We start from the raw sequence: 24,449 nt of genomic DNA, 5'->3' as shown, positions 1-24,449 counted from the left end.
GTGAAGCGAGCCACTAGGGAGGGGCTACATGAGGGCCATCGGTGCTCCGACGGACCGCTTACATTCATTTCGCCGTACGACCCCCGCATATCTTTCGATGCTTCTGCTGCTCGGCGTCAGCGCCTGCGACACGCCGTCAGGGGAGGAGCCCACGCAGGAGGTCGAGGAGGCACTCGGCTTCAAACCCAACAAGCCGGAGCCGGTGATCAACATCGACCGCTCGTTGATGGTGGTGGATCTGCCGACACTCGAGGCAAAGGACTCGAAGGGCAACTTTCTCTTTTCGCTCCAGCGGGTGCTCGGCCAGCTCGTGGCCACGAGCGGCTCGAACCCGGGCCTCGACGCGGCGAAGCTCTACCAGCGCATCTACGATACGAACAACACGAAGGCCGGGGGCCTCGTGCCCGACGGGCAGCACTGCGACGACGAGAAGGACGCAAGTGGCAATCCGGTGCTGAACGGATTCCCGCTCGAATGTCCGCGGCAGGAGGGCGCGCTCGCGGATCTCTCGAAGCACAACCCGTTCTGCAGCGGTCCGAACTGCGATCCTTACACGCCGATCGCCATCGCCAACCGGTTCGATCTGGCCCCGAGCAATGGGCAAACCTGCGGCCAGTACCGCATCATCTTCGCCAAGGGCTCCCAGCAATCGCCGCTCGAGACGGCGGGCAATCAGCTCCTGACCAATCGTAACCTCCTCATTTTCGAGGCGGTCTTGCCGAATCCGAAGCCGGCATCGGGCCTCAAGGGCTGCGCCAAGGTGGCCGAGTTCTGGGCGGGGCTCACGAAGATCCACGATCCGGCGCAGCGGGCAGCAGAGCTCGAGCGCTTCTTCTTCAAGGGCGTCCAGGGCCTGCCTGCGGCCTTGCAGTGGGACCACTTCACGGGGGAGGTGGATCCAAAGACCGGCGAGCAGCTCAGCGGCCAGATCCGCAGCAACCAGTTCTTGAACGACGCCGCCGGCGGCGGGCTCGGGCAACCCTGGCAGCTCCGCGAATACAACCTCCGTCGTACCTGCTCCGGAAAGGCCAAAAAGCAGAATTGTAAGGCCGAGGTCCGGATGGTCCCGACCGGGGTCAACCCCGAGGCCAGCCTGTTCAACGACGACAACACGAGCCCCCGGGCGCTCAAGTTCCGCGACCCGAGCTACGCCGGCAGCTTCATCAACCAGGTCCCGGCGCTCGCGCTGGGCGACCCGAACCTTTTCAACATGAATCGATTGGGTCGGGAGTTCAACGGCGGGCAAAGCACGTCGCAGCCAGCGCTCGCGCCCGGAGGGCCGCCGGTGGAAAACGACTCGAACTACAACCTCGTGTTCAGTCCCACCGGGCCCTTCGCCCAGAAGATCAAGGCGAAGCTCAACGAGATCGGGAGCTCGCTCAAGCCCATGGAAATCGTGCGCCGCGCCCAATCCCAGGCCTGCGCAGGCTGCCACGAGCTCTCCACGTCGACGGCGCCGGTCTTCGGCGGAGCGATTGACGCAAACAAACTCGGCGAGAGCGTCGTCTGGCCCGACGTGGCGCAAGGGCCGGAGGTCGCGCCGGGCGTGCGTCCCCCCGCGTTCACGCAGGTCTCCGATTCGCTCCTCGTGCCGACGGCCACCGGGGTCACGTGCAATACGGCGTGCACCGCGGAGCCCTCCTCCTGCCAGTGCGCGTGGGCCGTCTCGTCGGCGCTGTCCACGATCTTCCTGCCGTTCCGGCGCGACAACATGGTCAATTACTTGAAGAGCCTGGGCAAAGGCAACCCGCACGCGATGGAGGACGAGGGCAGCTCCGAGTGAACACACGGCCCGTCCCGTCCGCCTGATTTTTTCGCGATTTTCCGCCCGTCTACGCTATCATGGGTTCGTCCATGAAGCGCCCCGCCCCGCCCTCGATCGCGACGATCGTGTTCACGCTCGTCCTCCTCCTCGCCGCGTCCCCCGCGTGGGCCAAGGGCAAGAAGAAGCCGCCTCCGCCGCCTCCGCTCGATGGCAAGACGATCGATTACGCGTGGGACGGCAAGGACATCGGACATCCCGAGCGCGCCTGGCTCGGACGTGCGTTCGTGCATCGCACGGCCCTCGCCGACGCCGGCGCCAAGCGGCCGCTCCTCGTCTTCATCCACGGCCTGAACACCGAGCGCATCAAGTATCGCTGGATGGGCGGCGGAAACGAGGGCGACGTGCGGCGCATCGTGGCCGGGCTCGTCGAGACAGGGAAAATCCCGCCGGTGATCGTGGCCGCGCCGAGTTCGATCGTCCCCTCGGCCGTGACGAACGCCGTGACGAGCTGGCCCGCTTTCGATCTCGATCGGTTCATCGAGGAGACGAACAAAGCGCTGGGCGGAACGGCCACCATCGACGCGAGCCGCATCCTCGTCGCGGCGCACTCGGGCGGCGGGTGCAATACACGCGGCGGTATCGGAAGCGCGATCGGCGGGAAAACCAAGGTGCACGCGGCGCTCGTGATCGACACGTGCATGCTGCCCGATATGGCGAAGGTGCTCGCGAGCGGTCGATCCGACATGCACGTGATCGTCTCGTGGCAGACGCTCTCCTGGGCGAAGCGGCCGTTCGGCGAATTTCGCTCGGTGTTCACGAAGGGCGTGGCCCAGAACCCCGCTGCGGCCGGGTTTCTGCGGGAGCTCGAGCACGTGCAGCCGCGCGAGCCGATGCCACACGACGCCATGGTGGGGTTGACGCTCGGCCGGTGGCTTCCGATTTTGCTCACTGCCCCCGGTGGAGGGGCTCCGATCGGCCCCTGATGGGGCCCCCAAGGATTCCGCGCATGGGAAGCATGCTACGCGCCGAGGAGCAGAAATCCTGATTTATTCGTCCTGAGCGCACGAGCCATGAGCAGTCGTTGGCGTCACCAGATCAGCGAATTGAAGCCGTCGCTGATAGGCAACTTCAAGCCCGAAGCGATGCAGGAAGAACTCAACAGGCAGGGCAACCTGGGCTGGGAACTGGTCCAGCTCATCGTTCCCGCGCCGATAGCGCCGGCGATGCTGGTGTTCAAGATAGCGCAATGATGGCCGCCACGACCACCCTGCCCGCTTCCACCGCCCCGTGGAAGCCCGACCTGAAGATCGCCGTGCTGCTCGGCGTGGTTTCGGCGCTGGCTGTGGCCGCGCTGGTCCCGTACCTGGTGCAGCTGATGCCGGACACGTTCGCGAAGCTGCCGGTGCCGATCCCGGTGTTGGTCGTCGCACAGTCGCTGCAGGCGCTGGTCCTGATGGGCCTGATGTCGCTGGCCGGCCTGCGCATGGGCCGTCGCGTCGGCCTCGGCGCGCCGCTGCTGCAACGCTGGATCAACCGCGAGCCGCTGGTCATCGCGCCGCGGCCGCTGCAGGCGATCCTGCTCGGCGTTGCCGCCGCGCTTGCGGTCGTCGCCCTGTCCGCGGTGATCGATCCGTTCCTGCCGCCGATGCTGCACCCGCCGGCGAAATCCGGTGCCGGAGAATCGGCGCTGAACGGTTTCCTCGCTTCGTTCTATGGCGGCATCGCCGAGGAACTGCAACTGCGCCTGTTCCTGATGACGCTGATGGTGTGGCTGGTCGCGGTGCTGCGCAAGGCCATGCCGTCGCCGCGCGTCTACTGGATTGCGATAGCCATTGCCGCGCTGCTGTTCGGCGTGGGCCACCTGGCCGCCGCGCACCACGTCTGGGGGCTCGATGCGGTTGTCGTCGTACGCACCGTGCTGCTCAACTCCATCGCCGGACTGGCGTTCGGTTGGCTGTACTGGAAGCGCGGGCTGGAGATGGCGATCCTCGCCCACTTCAGCGCCGACATCGTGTTGCACGTACTGGCTCCACTGATAGCGAAAGGAGCCTGACGTGGCGAAAGAAGATTTCCGGCTCGCGCCGCTGTCCCGCTCCGCCGCGGACTGCTCCACCCATGGGCCGAGATGGGACGCCGATGGTCCGTTTGTGGCTGCATTGCGTCGCGCCTGAGAGTCTTCGCCGATGGTTGGCGAGCTCGAGGGCGCGGAAGCACGAAGGAAACATTTCGTCGAGCGCGGTCACGGCCGCGGGACCTCGGGGAAGATTTCGGCGGGGAATTCCGGGCTCGCCGAGCACCTCGATGCCCGGGCCGCGGCATATCGATGAAGCGTACCTCGGCTCCGAGCCCGCGCCGAGGTGACTTCGAGGATGCAGCGAGGCGCTTGCCGGGTGGGGCCCGCCATGGCGGGGGTGGCGGCCGTCATCCTTCGGTGGATGAAATGAGCGATTGGGGGCGGCCGTTTCGCATGGCACGGCGCACGCAAATGCGGTGAGCGTGGGACTCGCCAGGCATTGAACATCCATCGCTGTTCGGGCAGATGGAGGCTCAGTCGGGTTTTGACGCGGGCAAGATGCGCCGCAAGCCGTAGGCGTGGCTCTTGCGGCATGTGTTTGCGATTGACGTGACGGTGTGTCCCGAATGCTCGGGCAAGACGCCCAAGACGGAGAGAACGGGGAGCTCCAGGGCAGGAAGCGGGGCTCCGAATGGTGTATAAGGATATCGTTGGCCGCCGCATGGCAAGAATGCTACGCGCCGAGGAGGCAGAAATCCTGGTTTGTTCGTCCTGAGCGCTCCAGGCATCGACCGCGCAGGTACAAACCAATGGACGCATTCGCATCGTCGAGTGGATGCTTGGAGCCCATTTACTGGAGATACATCATGGGTATTCACAAGACTCTCTTGACTTTGATGGCGGCCGGCGTCATTGCCACGCTCGGGCTCGTCGGATGCGGCAGCTCACATGCCGCCGAACCCAAGGGTGCAGCGCGCGGACTGCTGAAGTCGCAAGCGCCCGCTTTCTACCGCATGCAACTGGGCGACTATGAGCTCACGGCGCTGTCCGACGGCACCGTTTCACTGCCTCTGGATCAGATGATGTCCAACATCACCCCCGCCGAGGTGCGTGGCTTGCTCACGGCGGGGTTCGAAGCCTATCCGACCGAAACATCGATCAATGCGCTCCTGGTCAATACGGGCAGCAAGCTGTTGCTCATCGATGCCGGCGCGGGAACGCTCTTCGGCACCAGCGGCGGCCGGCTGGTCGACAACCTCAAAGCCGCCGGCTACGACCCGGATGAAATCGATGCGGTTCTGCTGACGCACCTGCATGGGGACCACTCCGGCGGCCTGACGGTCGATGGCAAACGCGTCTTTCCCAACGCCGTCGTCTACGTGGACAAGGCCGACCGCGACTACCGCTTCGATCCTCAGGCCGAGGCGGCCGCTCCCGCCAACCAGAAAGACATGTTCCCGCAATCGCGGGCTGCCCTGATGCCGTACGAGGCTGCGGGAAAGGTGGCCCTGTTCCAGGGGGCCGGTGAGCTGTTTCCAGGCATCAAGACCATTCCCGCGCACGGCCACACACCCGGGCATACCCTTTTTCAAGTCGAGAGCAAGGGAGAAAAGCTCGTGTTCTTTGGCGACCTGGTGCATGCGGCCGCCGTGCAGCTGCCCCAACCGCAAGCGACGATCAACTTCGACGCAAACGAAAGCGCTGCCGCTGCGGACCGATGGGAGATGCTCAAGAAATTCGCAGACGACCGCACGCTGGTGGCCGCTGCGCACATCTCGTTTCCGGGCTTGGGTTATGTCCGATCCGACAAGGCAGGAGGCTTCCAGTGGATCCCTCGCTACTACAGTCTTCAGGGCCTGACCCGCTGATTGGCTCTTTCAGCTGCGCTCCGCAAGACACGAGGGCCGACAAGCTTGCAGCGAACGAGCTGAAGGATTAAGCGAGGCGCCGATGCAGGTGCCGCTCCGCCCGTCCAGAGTCGAAGCGCGCAGGTCGATCCTCGCGGCTTGCGCATGGCTGCTCCTCGCCGGCTGCTCGCTCGCATGCAATCGAGGCGCGACGGCGCCCGCCCCACCGCGCACGCTCGACGTCGCAGCCCCTCCGCTACCTGCGCGGACGGTGACCAGACCAACCTGGACCGGTCCGATCACCGTCCCACAAGAAGCCACCTTTCGTGATCTCGTCGCGCGAGCCCGCGACGTTGCGCCGGCCAAGCGGGCCGGCGCCTGCCTCGTACGAGAGGACGAGACCCGCGCGCTCGTGCTCGAGACGCTCGACGTCAATGAGGGCGACCTCCCCGACCCTCCCGACGATCTCGATGCATTGCTCGACCGCAACGTCTACGTCGGTGGCGACCTCGCTTGGGGCACCCGACTCGTGCGTCCTTTCGTGACAGACGGCGGGAACTACCTCGATCTCGTTGCGCTCACGCCCGTCCCACGTCTCGTCTTGCGCGCGAACACAATGGTCCTGGTCGTCACGGACCGTTCGGTCTACCTCGGCATGCACGGTACCGTGGGGTTTCGGCATCTCGAGAAGGTGCCACCCAAGCTCGTGACCGCCGCTCTCGCGCAGGCGGCCGTGTGGATCGTCGCGGCCGAAGGCGCGGCTCCGCTCACGCGCGTTCAGGAGACGCTCGACACGCTCCGCGAGGCGACAGGCAGCGTCGTCCTCGCGACGCCGCTTCCGACGGCAGCGCCGGGCCCGACCGCGTTGACGAGGCCTCACTGGCCCGTGCCGACCGAAGCGCCCGAGCGCTGCCGACCGGGTGTGTACGAGAGCACGGCGATCCAGCCCCAAGGGGACTACAGCGACGAGAAGCACGCAGGTGTCATGAAGGCGTTCGAGCGCGCAGCGTCCTCGTGCGGGACGAAGCTTCCCGCAGGGGTCGGCGGGACGCTCGACGTCCGTGCTCTGATTCGCCCCGACGGGAACGTGGAGGACGCATGCATCGACAGCGACGACGCTCTCGATGGCACGCTTCGATCGTGTCTCGTCGACGCCGTGCGGCACACCCGCTTCCCCCCACCCGACAAGAGGTCCGGATGGGTGGCCTTTGGAACACGCCCCGCCGTGGCGGGGCCCCCGATCCGCGGCACCTGCGGCCCACACTCGGTCGCCCCCGCGCAATCGACGTCTGCTCCCGCGAAGTGAGCGGCTCACGCGAGCTACGGGGGGAGTCGCGACGCTCGCGACGCGATGATCGTTGCCATCGGCGTCCTCCTTCGTCGATGCTTTTGCGTTCAACCGAAGGCTTGCTCGCGACGCGGGAGGCAGGCCTCGAGCAGCTTCGGCGCCTCGCGCGTCAGGGCCGAGCGCGCGAGCAGCGCGGCCGACGTCGCGGCCGAGCTGTGGATGGGCTCTGGGACGAGGGGAGTACGGTGGACGATTTCGATCCAGCGCTCGTCGCTTGTTATGGTGTGGCAGCTCGTGCGTCCGCGCTTCGGATGTGTGGAGGGCGGTCGACCGCGCGACGGTGAGCGTGTTTCCGTGGTGATGGGCTTCGACATTCACGCGGACGTGGTGATCGATGGCCGCGATCGCCACCGTGTGGAGAGGCTGTGCCGGTATCGGCTAGGAGGTGGTCTGCGACAACTGCGGTGGGATCGCCTGGCTAGAGGTCCCCATCCATATTGCCCCAGCGCTGCTACACGACCAAAACCCGACCTACGCCGATGCGGCGCCCGCCGACGTCTCAACCGTAGGGGGGCAACGTTCGTGCGCGATGACGCGGGCCTCGGTTCGCCCGGGACGCGTGATCAGGGCACGCAGGGATCGACCGGCGGCGGGTCCGGCGGGGCCACGGCGCCGAGCTCGACCGCCTTCATCGTGAATCCGATTCCGATCGAGATCCCGTCGCACGTCTTCGTCGGGTCCTGCGTCCCGTCCTTCAGGATATCGGACGCCTGGCGGATCTGGTTGAGGATCGATTGCATCGTCGGCGAGTTCTGATCACAGAACGACGAATCGAACTTCGCTGCCGACTTCGCGATCTCCGCCACGAACGCCTCGGTATCGATGATGCCGCCGAGCTGGCCCTCGATGGCCCCGTCGTGGCCTGGAGAGAGCTTCATTTCGAGGCGCGCGTGGCGAATGGGGATCGCCGAGATGATCGCGCCGCTTCCATCACCGAGCACCAGGTCGAAGTTAGCCTCGGGGCCGGATCGGTACACGTCCTGATCGATCACGCTCTGCAGAAACACGTTCTTCGCCGAGGCCGGATTCATCGGGTCGAGCAGGAAATCCGGGCCGAGGGGCCAGGCGTCGGTCCCGTCCCATTGCGGCAGCGTCCCCAGGTTGTCGCCGCGATAGAGCTTGCTCGTCGCCGTGCACGACGTCGACGCGCCCAGCCCCTCGATGGCCAGCATGTAGGTGAAGTTGCCGGCCTGCACGTCCTGGTTCACGACGCTCGGGTACGCGGTGTAGAGCCCCAGGATGATGGGAAAGATGTTCTTGCCGAAGGAGTTGTCTTTGCCATCGTACCCGTCCGGGTACGCTGCGGCGGGGACGCCGCCGGCCGCCGGCTGGCACAAGCCGACGGAGTTCTTCGTCGAGGTCACGCCATCGAGGTTGAATCCATAGTGCTTCCAGGCCGTGGCGGGGTTCGGCGTGCCGTCGGGATCCGTCTCGCCCAGCAGGAACTTGTCGATGGCCAGGACCGTCGTCGTCCCGTCATTACAGGCCGGCAAGCTTCCGCCGCCGCCTCCCTGCCCGCCGCCGCCTCCCTGTCCGCCGCTGCCTCCCTGACCGCTGCTGCCTACCTGACCGCTGCTATCGCCCCCGGTGCTGCCTTCACCGAGCTCTTCTTTGCTGCCTCCCTGCCGCCCGCTGCCATCCAGGTCGTCACCTGCGCCGGCGCTCGTCACGATGGCATTGCAGCCGGCCGCGAATGCGAAGGCCGCCGCCGCCAGAACGACTCCACCCGCTCGAAACAACAATGAATGCCTCATGCCTCTCTCCTCTCCTTGGGAATTGCCTGGAGCAATTCGACACTCCAGGCCTGGAGCATGGCAACGTGCATGCCGCGGAAATTGCGGCGCTTTTTTCGGTCTGCGCCCTCGCGCCTTGGCAACCCTGGTTGGCGCCTGCCGGTTATCCTGCCAACGCGGCAAGAATCCGACGTTGCTGCGGCACCGGCGCCCGGAGGGGTGATTTTCTGCGCACGGTTGCCGGCGCCGCGCTGAAGAAGCGCGGACGAACTGTGGAGGGGCTCTGGGACGACGGGAATACGGTGGACGATTTCGATCCAGCGCTCGTCGCTTGTCATGGTGTGGCAGCTCGTGCGTCCGCGCTTCGGATGGTGGAGAGCGATCGAACGCGCGACGGTGATGCTGCGCCATGCGTTGAAGAAGGCGTGGCGCGATGGGATACGATTCGTCGTTTTCGAGCTGCACGAGCTTCTGGCGAGAGTATGCGCGATCCGTGAACGAGGTTCGGGAACCTCGATCACGGGCTCGCCGGCTTCGATATCGAAGGGGGAGGACTTCGATCACGGGCTCGCCGGCTTCGATGTCGAAGGGGGAGGACTTCGATCACGGGCTCGCCGCCTTCGATGTCGAAGGGGGAGGACTTCGATCACGGGCTCGCCGCCTTCGATGTCGAAGGGGGAGGACTTCGAGCACGGGCTCGCCGCCTTCGATGTCGAAGGGGGAGGACTTCGATCACGGGCTCGCCGCCTTCGATGTCGAAGGGGGAGGACTTCGATCACGGGCTCGCCGCCTTCGATATCAAAGACGCCATGCGCTGCAAGCCGTGGGCGAGGCTCCTGCGGCATGTGTTTGCGATTGACGTGACGGTGTCCCGAATGCTCGGGCAAAATGCGCTGGCGGGTGGTGGCGCTCACGCCTCACAGAACGTCGCCGCTGACCTGAACATCCAGCTGCTCTGGCTCCCCAAGCGCTGCTCCGAGCTGCCCACGAACGAGAGCGACAAGGCTGAGGCATATCCGGGCAAGGCTTAGCACGGGAGGCTACTTCAGCGCATGAGCGCACTTGAGCGTATTGGACAAGCAAGGTGGAGCAAGGTGGAGCGCTCGGCGGGGGCTGCTCTCGGCCCCATCATCCCATTGACGCGAGCCGCGCCGCCATTACGAGCCTAGATGGACGCCAGATTGTCAGCACGGAGAGATGGGAATGGATCCCTCCAGGCTGAGCTCGTCAGCCTCGTAAACTCCCGAAGGGGAAACCGACGAGCCTTGGCCAGAAAGAACGGGAAAATCATCATGAGCAAGAAAGTCATCATGAGCAATGGCTATCTGGAAAGCGACGAGCCTGTGTTCGAGATCGAGGTGCTCGGCGAGCACTCTTCCGGACAACAAGGCATCTACACCGCGGCACCTCCTCTTCCTTGTTGCTCCAGCAGCAGTAACAGCGCCAGAAGCTGTAACAGCACCTCCACCCCCGGCGGGAGCAGGCCGCGCATGGGAAGCGGATCCTAGCCGAGCAAGCATGTTCATGGGCATGGCCGCCGGTCACGGTGACTCGCTGCGGTCGTCCGTCCCTTCCTCCAGGCTCTCCCGGTCGCCGGTGGTTCCCCGGCTCCTCGCGGTGTGTTCATGAAGCCGAAGATCAAGCAACATTTGACGGTGTTTCCGATCTCTGACGAGGAGTGGGGCATCCGAGGAGGAGCTGAAGAGCTCGTTCGTATACGAGCGAAGGGGGACGACGCCGCACGGGTGCTGAGCGCAATGCTTCCTTATCTTGATGGGACCCACGAGACGTCCGAGATCTTCATGGAGCTCGACCGAAAAGGACTATCTGCTGCGACCGCCCGAGCCCTGCTCGAGCGGCTCGAGCGGACCGCGATCCTCGAGCATGCGCTGGACGCCCCGCTCGACGAGGACGAGCAGGACGATCCGGCCATCCGGCGTCAGCGGAGCTTCTTTTCGCGCTTCGCGGACGATGGGGGCCGCGCTTTGCAGAAAAGACTGCAGAGCTCGCGGGTTGGTCTCGTTTGCGACGCAGGGCTCGGCCCGGTCGTCCTCCGGCAGCTCACGCAATCGGGCATCGAAGATGTCCTCGTCTTTCCCGTGCGTCCCGAGCTCGCTCGATGCGAGCTCAGCGTAGCCAGCACGCGGCTATCGTCCGTCGCGCGGGTCGCGGTTCACAGTCTCGATCGTCGACGCATCTGGCCCGATGGCCTCGCGGCGCCCTTGCCGGACCTGTTCATCGTGGCCTTGGCGGCGGACGATCCGGAGCTGCTGGAATCGATGGAAGAATTCTCCTTCGAGAGGAACGTTCCTTGGTTGCTCCTCCAGGTCGATAGCTCGCGCGAGGCGAGCATCGGGCCGTTGTTCGTCCCGCGCGAGTCGGCTTGCTACTCCTGCATGGAAGGCCGGGTGCTCAGCAATCTACGGTTCCCCGGCGAGTACCTCGCTTTTCGCGAGCACCTCCGACGCCAGCAGCATGCGAGCGCCGAGATCGGCGGCCTCGCCGCATTCTATGAGCTCACCGCCGGCATCGCCGTCATGGAAGTGGTAAAATTCATCACCGGGTACAGCGCCCCCCAGCTCGTCGGCAGACTATTGACCGTCGACACGACCACGTGGTCCAGCGAATTTCATGATGTGTTACGGCTACCGCAGTGCCGCTGCCGCCTCGGTCAGGAGACGTTTTTCCCCTGGAAGGAGCCGTGTTATGTCTCACGCCAAGGCAGGTAATCGCAATCGACTGGAGCTACGGGACGTGCCTTGGAGCTCTCCGATGGAGACGGTGCAGAAAGGTGGCCGCCTCGTGTCCCCGCGTACAGGCATCCTCCAGATGATCTGCGCCGGCGTCCATCAACCCGGTGACCCGCACTGCGAATCTTTCGCAGCCGTCGCGAGTGACGCTGCCCGGTTCTCGACGGCGACCAACGCCAGCAAGACCAGCAAGAGCGGTGGAGCGGGGCTGACGATGGACGCGGCGCTGGCGGCCACCATCGGGGAAGCCGTCGAGCGCTACTGCATGAACTTCTACGATAAGCGGGACCTGGTCCTCGATTGCGCCCGGAACCTCAACGACCTCGCGGTGAATCCGACCCTCGTCAGCTTGTTGTCGCGTGAACAGATCGAGAGGAACCCGACGGACTGGGCCTTCTTTGATGAGGACAGCGTCATCCGATGGGCCTGGGGTTACTCGCTCACCCAGGACCGCTGGCGCCTTGTCCCGGCCTGCCAGGTATACCTGAACTACACATTCGACGCGGACGAAGCCGCCATCATGTCCAATGCGTCGAGCGGCCTGGCGGCCGGAAACACGCTCGAGGAGGCGATACTCTCAGGGGTGTACGAGGTGATCGAGCGCGATGCCTTCACGAACGCCTGGCTGCATCGATACGTCGCCCGGCGCGTTCGCGCCAACAGCCCCAGGCTCGAGGAGTTCCTGGCCACGTGCTGCCTCGCCGAGCACCCGTCGATCAACATTTCGCTATTCGATATCACCCTCGATATCCCGGTGTTCTGCTCCTTCGCCGTCATCCAGCGCCCCGCGGAGTTCGGCCCCGTGCTGCTGGTCGGAACAGCGGCTCGCCTGGACCCCGAACGAGCGATCGAGAAGTCGCTGCTCGAGGCCTGCCAGGAGATGGCCTACGTCCGCTATCTCCGAAACGAGATGCAAGATTGGTATCCCAGCGAGGACTTCACCAATGTCACTACATTCGACGAGCACTTTATGGTATACAACCACCGTCCCGAGCTGATCGAGGAGGCCTTCGCCTTCTGCAGGGAAGTCCCCGGGGTCGTCTGCTCTTCCGATCTGCCCAGCCGCTCCACCGGGCGTGTGCTTGGGGATGTGAACAGGGCTGTCAAATTCCTCGACGAGCGAGGGTACGAGGTCATCGTCGTGGATATCACCACGCCGGATATTCAGGACATCGGTTTGCATGTCGTGAGGGTGCTGGTCCCCGGACTCGTGCCGTTGCACGGAGATCACAATCTTCCCTTCCTGGGCGTTCCACGGCTCGACGCACTCCGAGGCTCGCTGGCCGGAGGGCAGCCTGGGCGAACCGGCAGCCATGGATACAACCCTTACCCTCACCCTTTCCCCTGAGGAGTGGCGTGATGAAGGATTTGAAGTTGCTCGCCAAGCTCGGCCAGAACGCGGCCTTCGGACCTCTGGCCTGCCGCACCTCCGGCTACCAGCTCTTTCATGAGAGCAGCAAGTACAACGCCGCCAGCAGCAGCAGGATGGCCATGCTCCAGATCGCCTCGATCCGTCGCGACGAGGAAGTCATGGAGATGCTCAGCAAGCCATGCAAGCTCTATAGCCTGGCCGAGGCGCGCCCGCTGCAGATCCCGGAGGCCCTCAACACGCTGGAGCAATCCATTCATGATCGCCGTTCCGTCCGCCGTTACACCGGCGGGGCGATCTCTTTGGGCGATCTGTCGCGACTGCTCTTCTTCATGTACGGACAGACGCAGAAGGACGGCTGCTTCCGGGCCGTCGCCTCGGGTGGAGCCTTGTACCCGCTGGAGGTCTACGTGTTCGCGTTCCGGGTCGAAGCGCTGGAGCCAGGGCTCTATCACTATGCGCCGCAGCGCCACGGCCTCGACTTCATCCGTCGAGGCGACTACAGAGAGCAGCTGGAGGCCTGCATAACCCTGGAGGGCGTCGAGCTGTCGTCGTCCTGCATGCTCGTCGTGATCTCTGGCGTATTCATTCGATCGACGCTCAAGTACGGTGACCGCGGCTATCGCATGGTGCTGATGGAGTGCGGCGAAGCCGGCCAGAACCTGAGCCTGATGGCGACATCCATGGGCCTAGGCTCCGTGTGGCTCGGTGGATTCATGGATGATCGTCTCAATCGGCTCCTGGAGATCGACGGCGTCGAGGAATCTGCGCTCGCCCCGATGGTCGTCGGCAGGCGCGCGTGACGCTGTCGTCGGAGGAGAGGACCGTGCTTGCGTCTTGGGATCTCCCATGGCTCGAGGGGATGCCCGCTATTTTCTCGCGCAGAGCTCGGCCCAGTTTGCCTGGTGAAGCGCGACCGGCCTCGGAACCGCTGTCCTCGTGGCGCGCGCCGGCGGAACGAGCACCTTGCCGGTCGGATCGAGGACGGCCACGTACACCTCATTCACGCAGTTGCTCGATGGAGCGCATTGGCGCTGATCGTCATCGCGGGAATCGGTCCAGGCGGCGAGGATCCGGCTCTTGTCCGCTGTCGCCCAGAGTCCGTGCGTCCCGCCGGCCGCTTGGCTCAGGAGGACCTGCGGCGCCTGCGCTCCAGGTTCCGACGCAAAGACCAATTTTCGATCCTCGCTCCAAACACGCGTGAGCCGGCTGTTGATCCACGCCGCGGCGCCGAAGCGCGCCGTATGCTGGTCCCAAGGACTGGCCGGCGCGTCGGAGAGCACGCGGAAGTCGGCGGCCGAAAGCTCGAGCGCGTGCAGACCCATGGTATCCCGCGCGATTGCATGATTCACGCCGTTATCGCCAACCACGATGCCCACCCGGTCGCCAAGCGTCCCGAGCGCGACGAGCGTCCCCGTGTCCGCGAGCTTGACCGTGCCGGCGCTCCCCAAAGGCGCACCATCGGCAGCAAGGCGCTGGAGCCGAAGCTCGGGACCACCTTGGTGCCAGGCCAGCAAATAATCGCCGCCGACGGGCTCGAATAACATCTCTCCGCCCGCGAGACCGGCGCTCGACGAAATCGATACCGCGCCCCCCGTGGGCTCGCCATTCAGCCCGAGCGGCCTGAACCTCAATACCTCGTCCCCGCCCACACGGCCTTGCCAAACGATACCCGCGCGGGCTCCGGCGCGCGCCAGCGCGAGAAAAACCGGCCGCCCGGGCTCCGTCGAGATCGTCTTGATCGACCCCGGCCTCGGCGCTCCCTGGCTCGTGTCCACGTACACCAGACGAACGTCGCGGTCCTCCTTGCCACGGGCCGTCGTGAAGGCCACGAGCAGCCCGCCCGGAACGTCCAGCGTCTCGACGAGCCCCAGCCAGTCGTTATCGCTCCGCGCGAGCTCGACGGGCGCCCCGACCGGCTCGCCCCGAGGCCCGAGCTGCTGGGCGAACACGGCCCCGATGGAGCTCGTGTCCCCAGGCCGCACGTGCGTCTCGGTCCGTCGATAGACGAGGAGGTAGCCGTTCTCGCGTGCGACGAGCCGAGAGGGCGTGTTCTCCGCATACACGTGCTGCCTGGCCCGCTCGACCTGCGCGTTGCGGCAGGCCCAGAGCGCCTCATTGCCGCCGCGAATGGTGAGCTCGACAGGGTTCGAGACGAGCGCGAGCGGCGTGGCCCCGGATAGGCCGTCCGCCCGGTAGCGCACGCGTAGCGACACCACGCCGGGCCGGGCGTGATCGAGGACGCGGAACGAAGGCGCCCAGGCGTGCGCGTCGTCGATCTCGAGCTTGCTACGCGCGCCGAGGACGCGTCGATCCTTCGGCTCGATCGGATTCGTGAGACCACACCGCGCGTTGGGCGTGAAGCCCAGCGCGTGCGGCAGCGGCTGGCCTTTGGCATCCGCGAAGACGAGCTCATAGGCGGGCTGTCGCATGCCGCCCCAGGAGCCGTCGAGGGGCGGGACGACGACAGCCGCGTCACCCGAGGCATTGCGGAACGCGAGGTGAAAGTGGAGCTCATCGCCGACGGCGAGGTCGGTGTCGTCCACCGTCAGGACGAGCGAGACGCCCCGCTGCACCTCTTGCGCGGCAACATTTGCAGGGGAAGCGGAGGTGGACTGGGCGAGCGCGTGGTCCGTGCCGCAAGAGCCGAGCGCGAGCAGGGAGAGGAGCACGAAGCGCCGGTGAGCGACGGGGCTTTTGCGTTGCACGAGCGTATGATGCGAGACCACGTGCGCCTTGGCAACGGCCGCATGCGGTCCGGATGGCGATATCCGCCTTCGAGGCGCTGGCCACCGCGGTCCAAGCAATCGAAAGCACGTGAAGATTTCGCCGCGAGGGGGGCGGCGGAAATGCCGCCCTTCCGCTCCCCGAGGGCGCCCCCACGTCCCACCGTCGAGCGGCGTCGAGCACGTGGTCCGGCGTGCGATTGTAGCGGAAATTTAAGGGCGCAGCGCGCCATGGCATCGAGTGACGGCCCGGAGATCGTGGCCCCGACAGACGGCCGGCGAGAACGGCCCCTTCACGGGGAAGCGCATTTCACGGGTAAACGTGTGCCCTGCACCCGTCCGGGAGAGGCAAGCTCGCCGATGTCGAGCGCGGTCAAGGGCTCGAAATCCCTGGGAAGATTGCCGCGCCGTGAAACCAGAGGTGGACGGAATGCCACGCGTGGCGCCGGGGGAGGTAGACTTTCGTGGAGGAGCCTCAGTCCATGCGGTAGCAGCAGACGCAGGGCTTCGTTTTTCGGGTCGACGCCGTCCGCCCTCGTCACCCTCGACGCGGCCCCGGCACTTCATTGCCCTCGACCTCGCCGGGATCGCCGGCCTCGACCTCGACCCCCGCGGCAGGTTGCCCGGTCTTTCTCGTTGATCGCGAATGTCACATCGCGCGGCGTTTTCTACTCCCAAGATCCCTCTTGCGGATCGAACTTGGCGAAAGTTTCCGATCCCAACGCCGTTTCCGAGGCCCATTGCGAAATCTCGAAGATGGCATCGCTCCCTGCCGGGCACGAAAGAAAGAGAGCATAGGGTGTAAAGAGCGCCTCGGCACCGAAGTCGGGCATCGAATACCGACGGCCTCGTTTGGTGTTCTTCTGTTCTTCCCACCCGAAGGCGAGCCGCTCGGTCAGCGCTTCAAGCTCCGCTTCCGTGAAGCGATCGAGGACGTGCTCACCGAGCGCCTCGCGTTCGAGCGCTTCAAGCAGCTGACGTGTCTTCGCTTTGAACTTCGTCTGGACCCGGCGCGGGAGGATGTAAACGGCGTAGCTCATGAGGGTGCATCCTAAAGGAAAATCGTCTTTCGGTTTGACCGGTGGCGGGCCTCTGTTCTTCGGGACACGTAAGAGATGGACTACACAAAGTTCGTCGCGCGCGCAACAAAACCTAGTCTCAGGCCGATGGCGCTTGGGCGAGCTCCGCGAGCCGGACCTTCATTTTGCCGCTCCGCCCCCCGGCATCCGGGAGCGGCGGAAACTGGCTCACGAGCACGGTCACGGCGGCGAGACCTCGGAGGAGATTTCGCCGCTCACCGCGCCGCTTCGATGCCCGGATGCCCGAACCCAGCAAGCACACGAGCAGGGACCGGCGTTCTCCGGAGGTTTCAATCCATCTTTCGGAGCCTTCTCGGCTCCACATTCGGAAGCACGCGAAACCGGCCATTCCCAGCAAAATCTACCACGCGGGGCCCGCCCGAAGCCTGCTGTAGGTGCATCAAACCGCTCGGCTGCCCTTCCGTGCTGACGACAAATCCGAGCGTTGACCAACGCTTTGTCTCGTCCTCGCTGGTATACGGCATCACGACAAGCTCGCAGCCAGCGGCAAAGGTCGTGCATAGCCGGCGGATCACGGCCAGGTCCACATTCCGCTTCCGATAGGCGTCATCGATCGACATCTCTGCGATGTACAACAGATCGCTACCGCGCCCCTGCGCATATTCGTCTTTGAACCAGTCGTCGTCAAAGTAAACCGAATAAATGGTCTCGAATTCCGCGTCCTCCGCATCGAGCGCGTCCAGGAGTGACACGTTCAGGCGCGAGGCTTCCTCAACGTGAATGAGGGCGATCAACACGCTACCAATGTCCTCCTCGTCGTCGTCCTCGCATTCGTCCTTATTGTGGCCGCTCGATTCGTAGACGACGCAATGTAGCCACGTAATGAGGCCCCTGTCTTCGTTCGGCTCGGCGACAGGCAGATTTCCTACGAGACGTAATCCGATCATGGCGCGTTTCTATCCGAAAACGCGCCCTCGTCAACCCGAGAAAAACCACGACGCATCACCCGCTCGACGCATGCACGCTCGCGTCGAGCGGCGCGTCACGTGCTCGCCCGCGTCCAGATTCGCGCCGAGCTGGCGCCCGTGTCATGATGTGACCGCCCGTACGCCGAGGAGCACCCGCCGAGGCACCTCGCGCGAGGGCGTTCCGGGGTTCGTTCATCCGTTCCGGAATCGTCCCGAACCCCCTCGGCGTCTGCATCGCCCTGATACGATGCGGAACGCTCGTCCGCGGGCCTCGTGCTTGCAAGCGCGGCTTCCATGGCGCGCGCCTGCCCGCAAGGACCCCTCCCCAGAAGCCGGTACGGTCTTGCCGGGGTGGTGCTCGGGCTGGTCCTCGGCGCGTTCGGGGGCGCGTGCTCGACGAACGGCGCGCCGCGCCTCGACAGCCGATGCACGCTCGTTCCCGGGCCAAGCTCGGGGCCGCCCGGCGGCGCGGCCCTGAAAGCGGAGACCGTCGCGGACGGGCTCGAAGTGCCGTGGGGAATCGCCTTCCTGCCGAACGGCGACCTGCTCGTGACCGAGCGTCCCGGCCGCGTCCGGCTGCTGCATCAAGGTGGGCTCACGCCGCCCATCCTCGTGCTTTCGGTGGTGCAGGAGGGCGAAGGCGGGCTGCTCGGCGTCGCCGTCGATCCGAAATTCACGCAAAATCGGTATTTTTACATTTACCTGACGGTGCGTGGGTCGGACGGACCCGAGAATCGGATCGAGAGATATCGACTTTCGGACGACAGCGCGAGCGCGACGCGCGACAAGGTGCTCGTCGAGGGGATCCCGGCGAATCGATTCCACAATGGCGGGCGGCTGCGTTTCGGGCCCGACGGGATGCTGTATGCGGGGACGGGGGACGCGCAGCACCCGGATCTCGCGCGGGATCCGAAGAGCCTCGCCGGCAAGCTCTTGCGAATGACGCGGGACGGGGAGGTGCCCGGGGACAATCCGTTCCGCAAGAGCCTCGTGTACCTGAGCGGCGTGCGCAACGTGCAGGCCTTCGCGCTCGCGCCGGGCGGCGAGGTGATCGTCGCGGATCACGGGCCGAGCGGAGAGATGGGCCGAGAAGGGCACGACGAGATCACGCGGGCGCGGGCGGGCGACGATCTCGGGTGGCCCACGTATTACGGTTGCGAGGTGGCGCTCGGCGTGACGGCGCCGTCGCTCGTGTTCGAGCAGGCGACGCCGCCGGGCGGGGCCTTGCTTTACCAGGGCGACGCGATTCGCGAGTGGAAAGGGAGCCTGCTCGTGGCGACGCTCGGCTCGCAGCACCTGCATCGCGTGACGTTCGACAGGGAGGACCCGAGGCGCGTGGAGCACCACGAGGTCTATTTCCAGGGCGAGGGGCCGACGGGGCTCGGGCGGCTCCGCGACATCGTGACGGGGCCCGACGGGGCGCTCTACGTGACGACGAGCAATTGCGACGGCCGCGGCGATTGTCCTCGCGATGGGGACAAGATTTACCGGATTACCCGCTGGTCCCCGCCGCCGGCCCCGCTTCCATCGCCCGAGGGGTGACGTCTTTTTCCTTCCGTGGTGGGAGCGGGCGGGCACTTTTGCTAGGGTCCCGGGGCCGCCGTGTGGATCGCTCGCCCGCCTTTTGCCGTGCTCCTCGCTGCTTCGCTTCTCGGCTGCGTGCAGAGCCCACCCGGCCCGCCGCTCTGCGCCGCGGACGTGCCCTGCGCCGCGGAAGGGGACGCCTGCGTGGTCGGTCGTTGCAGGCCCAAAAAAGACACGCTCGTGACCGCGATGGACGCGCGCCGGCTGTTGCTCTTCCCGGACGCCGTGGCGGTCGTGTCGTCGAAGGGGCCGAGCGGGGGCGGTGAGGCGCTGCCGGAGGCGGTTTCGCTCGGGCGAAGCGCGGCGGGGGATACGTCGCTCCTGCTCCACTTCGAGGTGCCGGTCGCCGAGGTGGGCGAGGTGTCGTCGGCGTTCCTCGTGCTCGAGACGGCGACCGCGTCCGAACCGCCGACGCAGCCGGTGTCGCTCTCGATCGCGCGGATCCTCGAGCCCTGGCGCGCGGATTTCGTCTCGTGGGGGCGGAGCCCGCGTCTCGACGTGGCCGAGAAGGCGGGCACGGTGGGCGTGACGTCGCCGAGCCCCATGCGCATCGACGTGACGCACGTGGTGCAGCGCTGGGCGAAACGGACGGGCGAGGAGCACGGTCTCGCGGTGCTCGCCGATCCGAACGATCCGCGTGGGATCACGTTCTCCCTCGGCGTGGTGGAGAAGCGGGGGCCACGCCTCGAGGTCTACGTACGGTGACGGCGAAGGAGCCGCTCCTCTCGGTCCGCGACCTCGCCGTCTCGTTTGCGACCGCCGAGGGAACGAGCGTGAAGGCGCTCGACGGCGTCTCGTTCGACGTGCCGCAAGGAAAGACCGTGGGGCTCGTGGGCGAGTCGGGCTGCGGGAAGACGGCGACGGCGCTGTCGATCCTGCGGCTCTTGCCCACGCCGAGCGCGCGGATCGATCGCGGCGCGATCCTGTTTCAAGGGGAGGACCTCTTGAAGCTGCCGGAGCGCGCGATGCGGCAGGTGCGCGGCGGCAAAATCGGGATGGTGTTCCAGGAGCCGCTGACGGCGCTCACGCCGGTCTACTCGGTGGGCACGCAGATCATGGAGGCGATCCGCCTTCACGAGCGCATGTCCCGCAAGGAGGCGCGGGCCCGCGCGAGCGCGTTGCTCCACCGTGTCGGTTTTCCCCGGCCCGACGAGCGCTTCGACAGCTACCCGCACGAGCTCAGCGGCGGCATGCGGCAGCGCGTCCTGCTCGCGATGGCGCTCGCCGCGCCGCCGCGGCTGCTCGTCGCCGACGAACCCACGAGCGCGCTCGACATGGCGCTGCGCGCGCAGATCATGGCGCTGCTCGCGGATCAAGCGCGCGAACTCGGGATGAGCTTGCTCGTGATCACGCACGACCTGCCGTTCGTCGCTGAGATCGCGCACGAGATCGTGGTGCTCTACGCGGGGAAGGTGGTGGAGTCGGGGCCTCCTTCGCGGGTGCTCTCGTCGCCGCGGCATCCGTACACGCGAGCCCTCGTGCGCAGCGTGCCGCCCGCGGGCTCGTTCCGGACGCGCGGAGAGAAGCGGAAGGCGCTGCCGACGATCGAAGGATCGCTGCCGGATCCGCGCGGCGTTTCGCGTGGATGTGCGTTCGCGCCGCGCTGCCCCGAGGTGATGGAACGGTGCCGCGAGGAGGCGCCGCCGCTCGTCACGGTGGGAAGCGAGCGCGACGCGGTCCGGTGTTTCCTGCATGGAGGCGCGGCATGAGCGGAGGCGGACCGGACAAACCTCGCTCGGGCAAACCGCTGCTCCAGGTCGAGAAGCTCTCGACGTTGTTCCCCGTGCGGCAGGGGTTCTTCAAGGCGCCGAAGTTCTTGCACGCGGTCGACGGGGTGAGCTTCTACATCCGGCCGGGCGAGACGCTGGGGCTCGTCGGCGAGTCGGGCTGCGGCAAGAGCACGCTCGGACGCACGGTGCTGCGCCTCGTCGAGCCCACGCTCGGGCGCATCGTGTTCGACGGGCAAGACATCACGCGCCTCTCCGAGCGCGCGATCCGGCCGCTGCGCCGGCGCATGCAGATCGTCTTTCAGGACCCGTACTCATCGCTCAACCCGCGCATGACGGTGCGTGAGATCGTCGGCGAAGGGATCGCGGCGCTCCGGCTCGCGAAGACGCCGCGCGAGGCCGACGAGACCGTGGAGGAGATGGTCGCGAAGGTGGGGCTCGGCCGCGAGGCGCTCGATCGTTACCCGAACGAGTTCTCGGGCGGGCAGCGGCAACGCATCGCGATCGCACGAGCGCTCGCGGTGCGTCCCGATTTCGTCGTCTGCGACGAGCCCACGAGCGCGCTCGACGTGTCGGTGCAGGCGCAGATCCTGAACCTGCTCGAACGGCTGCAGGACGAGCTCTCCGTGAGCTACCTGTTCATCTCGCACGATCTGCGCGTGGTGAGCTACATGAGCCACCGCATCGCGGTGATGTACCTCGGCCGCATCGTGGAGATGGGGCCGGCGCGCGAGGTGGCGGAGCGGCGGCTACACCCGTACACGCGCGCGCTCTTCGGGGCGCTGCCGCGCGAGGACGGCGATCCGCGGCCGCGTCGCGTGCTCTGGGGCGAACCGCCCGGCCCGCTCGAACCGCCGCGCGGATGTGTCTTCCAGTCGCGTTGCCAGAAAGCCGAGAAGGGGCGCTGCGACGTCGAGGCGCCGGATCTCACGGAGATCGTCCCCGGGAGCCACCACCGCGTGGCCTGCTTCCATCCCGAAGCGAGCGAGATGCCAGCGCCATGGCCGAGCGCGAGGCCCTCGATCCCGGCGGGGGGCCCGCCGAGCGAGGGCTAGACGCCGATGCGCTCCGACGACTCGGCGTCCTCGATGCGGATGTCGGGCGACGGCAGCTCGAGCTCTTCGCAGGCGAGGACGGCTTCGAGCTTGATCGGATTGGCGATCGTGGGGGTTTGTCCGACCGTGAGCGCCTCGACGACGGCGCCTAGGGTCCAGCGGCCGAGGGACGAGAGGCGCACCTCGTCGCCCGCGACCTGGAGTGTGTCGCGAAGGTCCTCGTGCTGGTGAAGGAGCTCGTCGGCGGCCGGACCGAGCACCATGCGGGCCGTGCGCACGACGCGGCGGAGCACGCTGTTCCAGGCGGTGATCGTCTCCTCGTCGGTGGCGTCGTCGAGGATGTCGAGGCCGACGGGCAGGCGCGCGAGGCGGTCGATGTAGCGATGGAGCAACGCGCCGCGCAGCAGGCGGCCGTGCTGCGGGGCGATGATCTCGACGGGCGGATCGAGGGCGCGGATCGCGTCCATCGCGCGGGTGAGGACGCGGTTCGTCGGCATGTACGTCTGGTGGAAGGCGCGGATGCCGGCCCAGTCGCTCTCGTCGGCCCAGAGCCCGCGCGCCTCGATCGGCGTGAGGCCGCCGAAGAGGTCACCCGTGAAGAGCACGCGCGTCTCGGGATCGTAGAGCATCACCGCGCCGCGGAAGTGGCAGAAGGGGCTCGGGACGGGGAGCATCATGTGGCCCGTGGGCACGTCGAAGCCGCGGGGAAAACGGGCCGTGTCGACGTAGCGCTCGGGCGGCAGGTTGAAGTGCACGATGAGGCGCCACGTGGCCTCGGAGCAGACGATCGCGGCGCCCGGCGCGTAGCGGGCCGAGATCACGGCGGCGCTCGAGCCGACGTCCGGATCCTGGTGGTTGATGAACAGCGCCGAGAGCTTGTTCATCCCGCCGATGAGCGTGCCGATCTTGGCCGAGACGACGGCGAAGTCGGAGCTCGATCCGGGGTCGACGAGCAGGTGGAAGGGGCCTGCCTGTTCGAAGCCGGGCTTGGGGCGGAAGACGCGCAGGTACGGGTTCGCGTGGAAGATGCTCTTCGGGTCACGCTTGCCGACCCAGAACGTGTCCTTGGCGATCTCGATGGGCGAGACCACCTCGGGCCGGTCTTGCTGCTGGGGCGGCGTGGGGCGCTGGCCCGGCGGGCTCGCGGCGGGCGAGAGGGGGCCGCTCGTGCCACGCGAGGGCGTGAGCTGGCCGAGCGGCGCGTGAGGCGCGAGGGGCACGTGCGGCGCGTGCGGCGCGTGCGGTGCGTACGGCGCGTGCGGTGCGAGGGACGACGCGGAGTCCGGCGGCGTAGGCAACGTGGGCGGCTGCGTGCGCGTGCCGGCCATCGCGATGGTGGCAGGCTCCGAGCTCGTGCCGATCCTCGGCTCCACGAGTGCTTTGCCGTGCAAGCGATGGGCGTCGGGTGTGTTTCCGGGCGAGACGCGCGTGGTCGGTTGCAGCGCGTCGGCGACGGCGGCGCGCATCGTGGCGGCGTCCTGAAAGCGGTTCGCCTTGTCGAACTGGAGGGCCCGATCGACGAGCTCGATCACGGCGCGGGGCAGGGAGGGCGCGACGAGCGCGACCGAGCCGACGGGCTTCGTGGCGGCCATGATCAGGCTGCCGGTGAGGTTCTGCGCGTCGTGCACGAGGCGGCCCGAGAGGAGCGTGTACAGCGTCGCGCCGACGGCCCAGAGGTCGCTCGTGGCGTCGACCTCGTTCCAGTCGCCGCGCGCCTGCTCGGGGGGCATGAAGCCCGGCGTGCCCATGGTCGTGCCGAAGCTCGTCACGATGCGGCCTTGCTGGACCGCGGGCTCGAGCGCGCGCGCGAGGCCGAAATCGAGGACCTTGATGGTGCCGGCCTGCGTGAGGAAGATGTTCTCGGGCTTGAGATCGCGGTGCAGAATGCGCTTTTCGTGGGCGGCGACGAGCACGTCGAGCACGGCGTGCGCGAGCGTGAGCACCTCGTGCGTGGGGAGCTTGCCGCCGCAGCGCTGGGCGATACGGTCGTAGGTCTCGCCTTCGAGCAGCTCCATCACGAGGAAGGCGACGCCGTCGTCGGTCTCGTCGTCGTCGAGGATGCGGACGACGCCGGGGTGGCCGACGGCGTTCGCGGCATAGCCCTCGTGGTGGAACCGGGCGCGGATCGCGGGCTCGGCGGCGAGGTCCGGGTGGAGGACCTTCACGGCCGCGCGGTTCTTGTTGCGGTGCGTGGCCGCGTAGACGGCCGCCATGCCGCCCACGCCGAGCAGCATCTCGAGCCGCCACTTTCCCTTCAGAAGCGTCCCGATGCGCGCCTCTGCGCGATCTCGATTCGCCCGTTCCATGGCGATCATGCGGTCGTTTTCCCCACGGGAACCTCCGCGACCGGCATTGCCGAAAGCACCGGAGTCGAGAGAAATCTAAGGTAGCACGGACACATGCGCCGGGCGAGACGATAGCGATCGCAATGGTGCGTCACACCATTGACGTTGGATCGTCAAAAGGAGCTCACGCATTGCGTCGATGGGGAGACGACCCGGGGCGCGTGTCGTCGGACCATGG

Annotated in this window: 21 protein-coding genes; 15 read left to right on the top strand and 6 right to left on the bottom strand. The window is 66.6% G+C overall.

Annotation, left to right across the window (positions count from 1 at the left end):
- Window positions 1-97 precede the first annotated feature (97 nt).
- The 6 genes from KEG38_RS19675 to KEG38_RS19650 all read left to right on the top strand — a co-directional run bounded on the left by KEG38_RS19675 (window position 98) and on the right by KEG38_RS19650 (window position 6,932).
- Window positions 98-1,783: a hypothetical protein gene (locus KEG38_RS19675; RefSeq protein ID WP_272421251.1), complete on the top strand. Its 1,686-nt coding sequence runs from the start codon at window positions 98-100 to the stop codon at window positions 1,781-1,783.
- Between the two features lie 71 nt (window positions 1,784-1,854).
- A complete protein-coding gene (locus tag KEG38_RS19670) occupies window positions 1,855-2,748 on the top strand; it encodes an alpha/beta hydrolase (RefSeq protein ID WP_272421250.1) in 894 nt (297 codons plus the stop codon).
- 87 nt (window positions 2,749-2,835) lie between these two features.
- Window positions 2,836-3,015: a DUF4177 domain-containing protein gene (locus tag KEG38_RS19665; protein ID WP_272421249.1), complete on the top strand. Its 180-nt coding sequence runs from the start codon at window positions 2,836-2,838 to the stop codon at window positions 3,013-3,015.
- The gene (locus tag KEG38_RS19660; RefSeq protein WP_272421248.1) at window positions 3,012-3,818 is read left to right on the top strand and encodes a CPBP family intramembrane glutamic endopeptidase; all 807 of its coding nucleotides are present in this window, start codon (window positions 3,012-3,014) and stop codon (window positions 3,816-3,818) included. The genes KEG38_RS19665 and KEG38_RS19660 overlap by 4 nt, the downstream gene beginning before the upstream one ends.
- A gap of 827 nt (window positions 3,819-4,645) precedes the next feature.
- Entirely contained in the window at window positions 4,646-5,647 is a 1,002-nt protein-coding gene (locus KEG38_RS19655; protein ID WP_272421247.1) for an MBL fold metallo-hydrolase, read from the top strand.
- Between the two features lie 82 nt (window positions 5,648-5,729).
- Window positions 5,730-6,932 carry a hypothetical protein gene (locus tag KEG38_RS19650; protein ID WP_272421246.1) on the top strand — a complete coding sequence of 401 codons (1,203 nt, stop codon included), beginning with the start codon at window positions 5,730-5,732 and terminating at the stop codon, window positions 6,930-6,932.
- A gap of 605 nt (window positions 6,933-7,537) precedes the next feature.
- On the opposite strand, the gene KEG38_RS19645 is transcribed toward KEG38_RS19650, so the two are convergent.
- Together KEG38_RS19645 and KEG38_RS19640 are read right to left on the bottom strand one after the other, a co-directional pair.
- A complete protein-coding gene (locus KEG38_RS19645; protein WP_272421245.1) occupies window positions 7,538-8,728 on the bottom strand; it encodes a hypothetical protein in 1,191 nt (396 codons plus the stop codon).
- Window positions 8,725-9,228, bottom strand: a complete 504-nt coding sequence (locus tag KEG38_RS19640) for a hypothetical protein (RefSeq protein ID WP_272421244.1) — start codon at window positions 9,226-9,228, stop codon at window positions 8,725-8,727. Before KEG38_RS19640 ends, KEG38_RS19645 begins: the two co-directional genes overlap by 4 nt.
- 231 nt (window positions 9,229-9,459) lie before the next feature.
- Here KEG38_RS19640 and KEG38_RS19635 point away from each other — a divergent pair, with 231 nt between their 5' ends.
- The 5 genes from KEG38_RS19635 to KEG38_RS19615 all read left to right on the top strand — a co-directional run bounded on the left by KEG38_RS19635 (window position 9,460) and on the right by KEG38_RS19615 (window position 13,629).
- Entirely contained in the window at window positions 9,460-9,738 is a 279-nt protein-coding gene (locus KEG38_RS19635) for a hypothetical protein (RefSeq protein WP_272421243.1), read from the top strand.
- 261 nt (window positions 9,739-9,999) lie between these two features.
- The gene (locus KEG38_RS19630; RefSeq protein WP_272421242.1) at window positions 10,000-10,215 is read left to right on the top strand and encodes a hypothetical protein; all 216 of its coding nucleotides are present in this window, start codon (window positions 10,000-10,002) and stop codon (window positions 10,213-10,215) included.
- A gap of 249 nt (window positions 10,216-10,464) precedes the next feature.
- Window positions 10,465-11,436, top strand: a complete 972-nt coding sequence (locus KEG38_RS19625; protein ID WP_272421241.1) for a TOMM precursor leader peptide-binding protein — start codon at window positions 10,465-10,467, stop codon at window positions 11,434-11,436.
- Window positions 11,437-11,479: 43 nt separating this feature from the next.
- On the top strand, window positions 11,480-12,805 hold the full coding sequence (locus KEG38_RS19620) for a YcaO-like family protein (protein ID WP_272421240.1): 1,326 nt from the start codon (window positions 11,480-11,482) through the stop codon (window positions 12,803-12,805).
- 11 nt (window positions 12,806-12,816) lie between these two features.
- Complete coding sequence (locus tag KEG38_RS19615) at window positions 12,817-13,629, top strand: SagB/ThcOx family dehydrogenase (RefSeq protein WP_272421239.1); 813 nt, start codon at window positions 12,817-12,819, stop codon at window positions 13,627-13,629.
- A gap of 66 nt (window positions 13,630-13,695) precedes the next feature.
- Here the strand turns inward: KEG38_RS19615 and KEG38_RS19610 are convergent, their stop codons facing one another.
- The 3 genes from KEG38_RS19610 to KEG38_RS19600 all read right to left on the bottom strand — a co-directional run bounded on the left by KEG38_RS19610 (window position 13,696) and on the right by KEG38_RS19600 (window position 17,539).
- A complete protein-coding gene (locus KEG38_RS19610) occupies window positions 13,696-15,534 on the bottom strand; it encodes a hypothetical protein (protein ID WP_272421238.1) in 1,839 nt (612 codons plus the stop codon).
- 686 nt (window positions 15,535-16,220) lie between these two features.
- On the bottom strand, window positions 16,221-16,592 hold the full coding sequence (locus tag KEG38_RS19605; protein WP_272421237.1) for a hypothetical protein: 372 nt from the start codon (window positions 16,590-16,592) through the stop codon (window positions 16,221-16,223).
- Window positions 16,593-16,921: 329 nt separating this feature from the next.
- The gene (locus KEG38_RS19600) at window positions 16,922-17,539 is read right to left on the bottom strand and encodes a hypothetical protein (RefSeq protein WP_272421236.1); all 618 of its coding nucleotides are present in this window, start codon (window positions 17,537-17,539) and stop codon (window positions 16,922-16,924) included.
- Window positions 17,540-17,911: 372 nt separating this feature from the next.
- Between KEG38_RS19600 and KEG38_RS19595 the strand changes: the two genes are divergently transcribed.
- From KEG38_RS19595 to KEG38_RS19580, 4 genes are read left to right on the top strand one after another with little or no spacing between them, the layout of a single operon-like run.
- Window positions 17,912-19,102 (top strand): PQQ-dependent sugar dehydrogenase, encoded by a 1,191-nt coding sequence (locus KEG38_RS19595; protein WP_272421235.1) that lies wholly within the window; start codon window positions 17,912-17,914, stop codon window positions 19,100-19,102.
- A 60-nt stretch (window positions 19,103-19,162) separates the two neighbouring features.
- On the top strand, window positions 19,163-19,849 hold the full coding sequence (locus tag KEG38_RS19590) for a DNRLRE domain-containing protein (RefSeq protein WP_272421234.1): 687 nt from the start codon (window positions 19,163-19,165) through the stop codon (window positions 19,847-19,849).
- Window positions 19,846-20,853: an ABC transporter ATP-binding protein gene (locus KEG38_RS55565; protein ID WP_272421233.1), complete on the top strand. Its 1,008-nt coding sequence runs from the start codon at window positions 19,846-19,848 to the stop codon at window positions 20,851-20,853. Before KEG38_RS19590 ends, KEG38_RS55565 begins: the two co-directional genes overlap by 4 nt.
- Window positions 20,850-21,926: an ABC transporter ATP-binding protein gene (locus tag KEG38_RS19580; protein ID WP_272421232.1), complete on the top strand. Its 1,077-nt coding sequence runs from the start codon at window positions 20,850-20,852 to the stop codon at window positions 21,924-21,926. Before KEG38_RS55565 ends, KEG38_RS19580 begins: the two co-directional genes overlap by 4 nt.
- Here the strand turns inward: KEG38_RS19580 and KEG38_RS19575 are convergent.
- A complete protein-coding gene (locus KEG38_RS19575) occupies window positions 21,923-24,232 on the bottom strand; it encodes an oxygen-binding di-iron domain-containing protein (RefSeq protein WP_272421231.1) in 2,310 nt (769 codons plus the stop codon). The two genes, KEG38_RS19580 and KEG38_RS19575, sit on opposite strands and share 4 nt — an antisense overlap.
- Between the last annotated feature and the right edge of the window lie 217 nt (window positions 24,233-24,449).

It is taken from the genome of Polyangium jinanense, from assembly GCF_028435265.1.
Taxonomy (GTDB): Bacteria; Myxococcota_A; Polyangia; order Polyangiales; family Polyangiaceae; genus Polyangium; species Polyangium jinanense.
Note: the sequence above shows the minus strand (reverse complement) of the source record. Positions and strands in the feature narration are given on the sequence as shown.

Excerpts from the sequence above, each read along its gene's own strand:
- KEG38_RS19675 (WP_272421251.1), top strand. The coding sequence starts at position 98 with ATGCTTCTGCTGCTCGGCGTCAGCGCCTGCGACACGCCGTCAGGGGAG.
- KEG38_RS19670 (WP_272421250.1), top strand. The coding sequence starts at position 1,855 with ATGAAGCGCCCCGCCCCGCCCTCGATCGCGACGATCGTGTTCACGCTC.
- KEG38_RS19665 (WP_272421249.1), top strand. The coding sequence starts at position 2,836 with ATGAGCAGTCGTTGGCGTCACCAGATCAGCGAATTGAAGCCGTCGCTG.
- KEG38_RS19660 (WP_272421248.1), top strand. The coding sequence starts at position 3,012 with ATGATGGCCGCCACGACCACCCTGCCCGCTTCCACCGCCCCGTGGAAG.
- KEG38_RS19655 (WP_272421247.1), top strand. The coding sequence starts at position 4,646 with ATGGGTATTCACAAGACTCTCTTGACTTTGATGGCGGCCGGCGTCATT.
- KEG38_RS19650 (WP_272421246.1), top strand. The coding sequence starts at position 5,730 with ATGCAGGTGCCGCTCCGCCCGTCCAGAGTCGAAGCGCGCAGGTCGATC.
- KEG38_RS19645 (WP_272421245.1), bottom strand. The coding sequence starts at position 8,728 with ATGAGGCATTCATTGTTGTTTCGAGCGGGTGGAGTCGTTCTGGCGGCG.
- KEG38_RS19635 (WP_272421243.1), top strand. The coding sequence starts at position 9,460 with ATGTCGAAGGGGGAGGACTTCGATCACGGGCTCGCCGCCTTCGATATC.
- KEG38_RS19630 (WP_272421242.1), top strand. The coding sequence starts at position 10,000 with ATGAGCAAGAAAGTCATCATGAGCAATGGCTATCTGGAAAGCGACGAG.
- KEG38_RS19625 (WP_272421241.1), top strand. The coding sequence starts at position 10,465 with ATGCTTCCTTATCTTGATGGGACCCACGAGACGTCCGAGATCTTCATG.
- KEG38_RS19620 (WP_272421240.1), top strand. The coding sequence starts at position 11,480 with ATGGAGACGGTGCAGAAAGGTGGCCGCCTCGTGTCCCCGCGTACAGGC.
- KEG38_RS19615 (WP_272421239.1), top strand. The coding sequence starts at position 12,817 with ATGAAGGATTTGAAGTTGCTCGCCAAGCTCGGCCAGAACGCGGCCTTC.
- KEG38_RS19605 (WP_272421237.1), bottom strand. The coding sequence starts at position 16,592 with ATGAGCTACGCCGTTTACATCCTCCCGCGCCGGGTCCAGACGAAGTTC.
- KEG38_RS19600 (WP_272421236.1), bottom strand. The coding sequence starts at position 17,539 with ATGATCGGATTACGTCTCGTAGGAAATCTGCCTGTCGCCGAGCCGAAC.
- KEG38_RS19580 (WP_272421232.1), top strand. The coding sequence starts at position 20,850 with ATGAGCGGAGGCGGACCGGACAAACCTCGCTCGGGCAAACCGCTGCTC.
- KEG38_RS19575 (WP_272421231.1), bottom strand. The coding sequence starts at position 24,232 with ATGGAACGGGCGAATCGAGATCGCGCAGAGGCGCGCATCGGGACGCTT.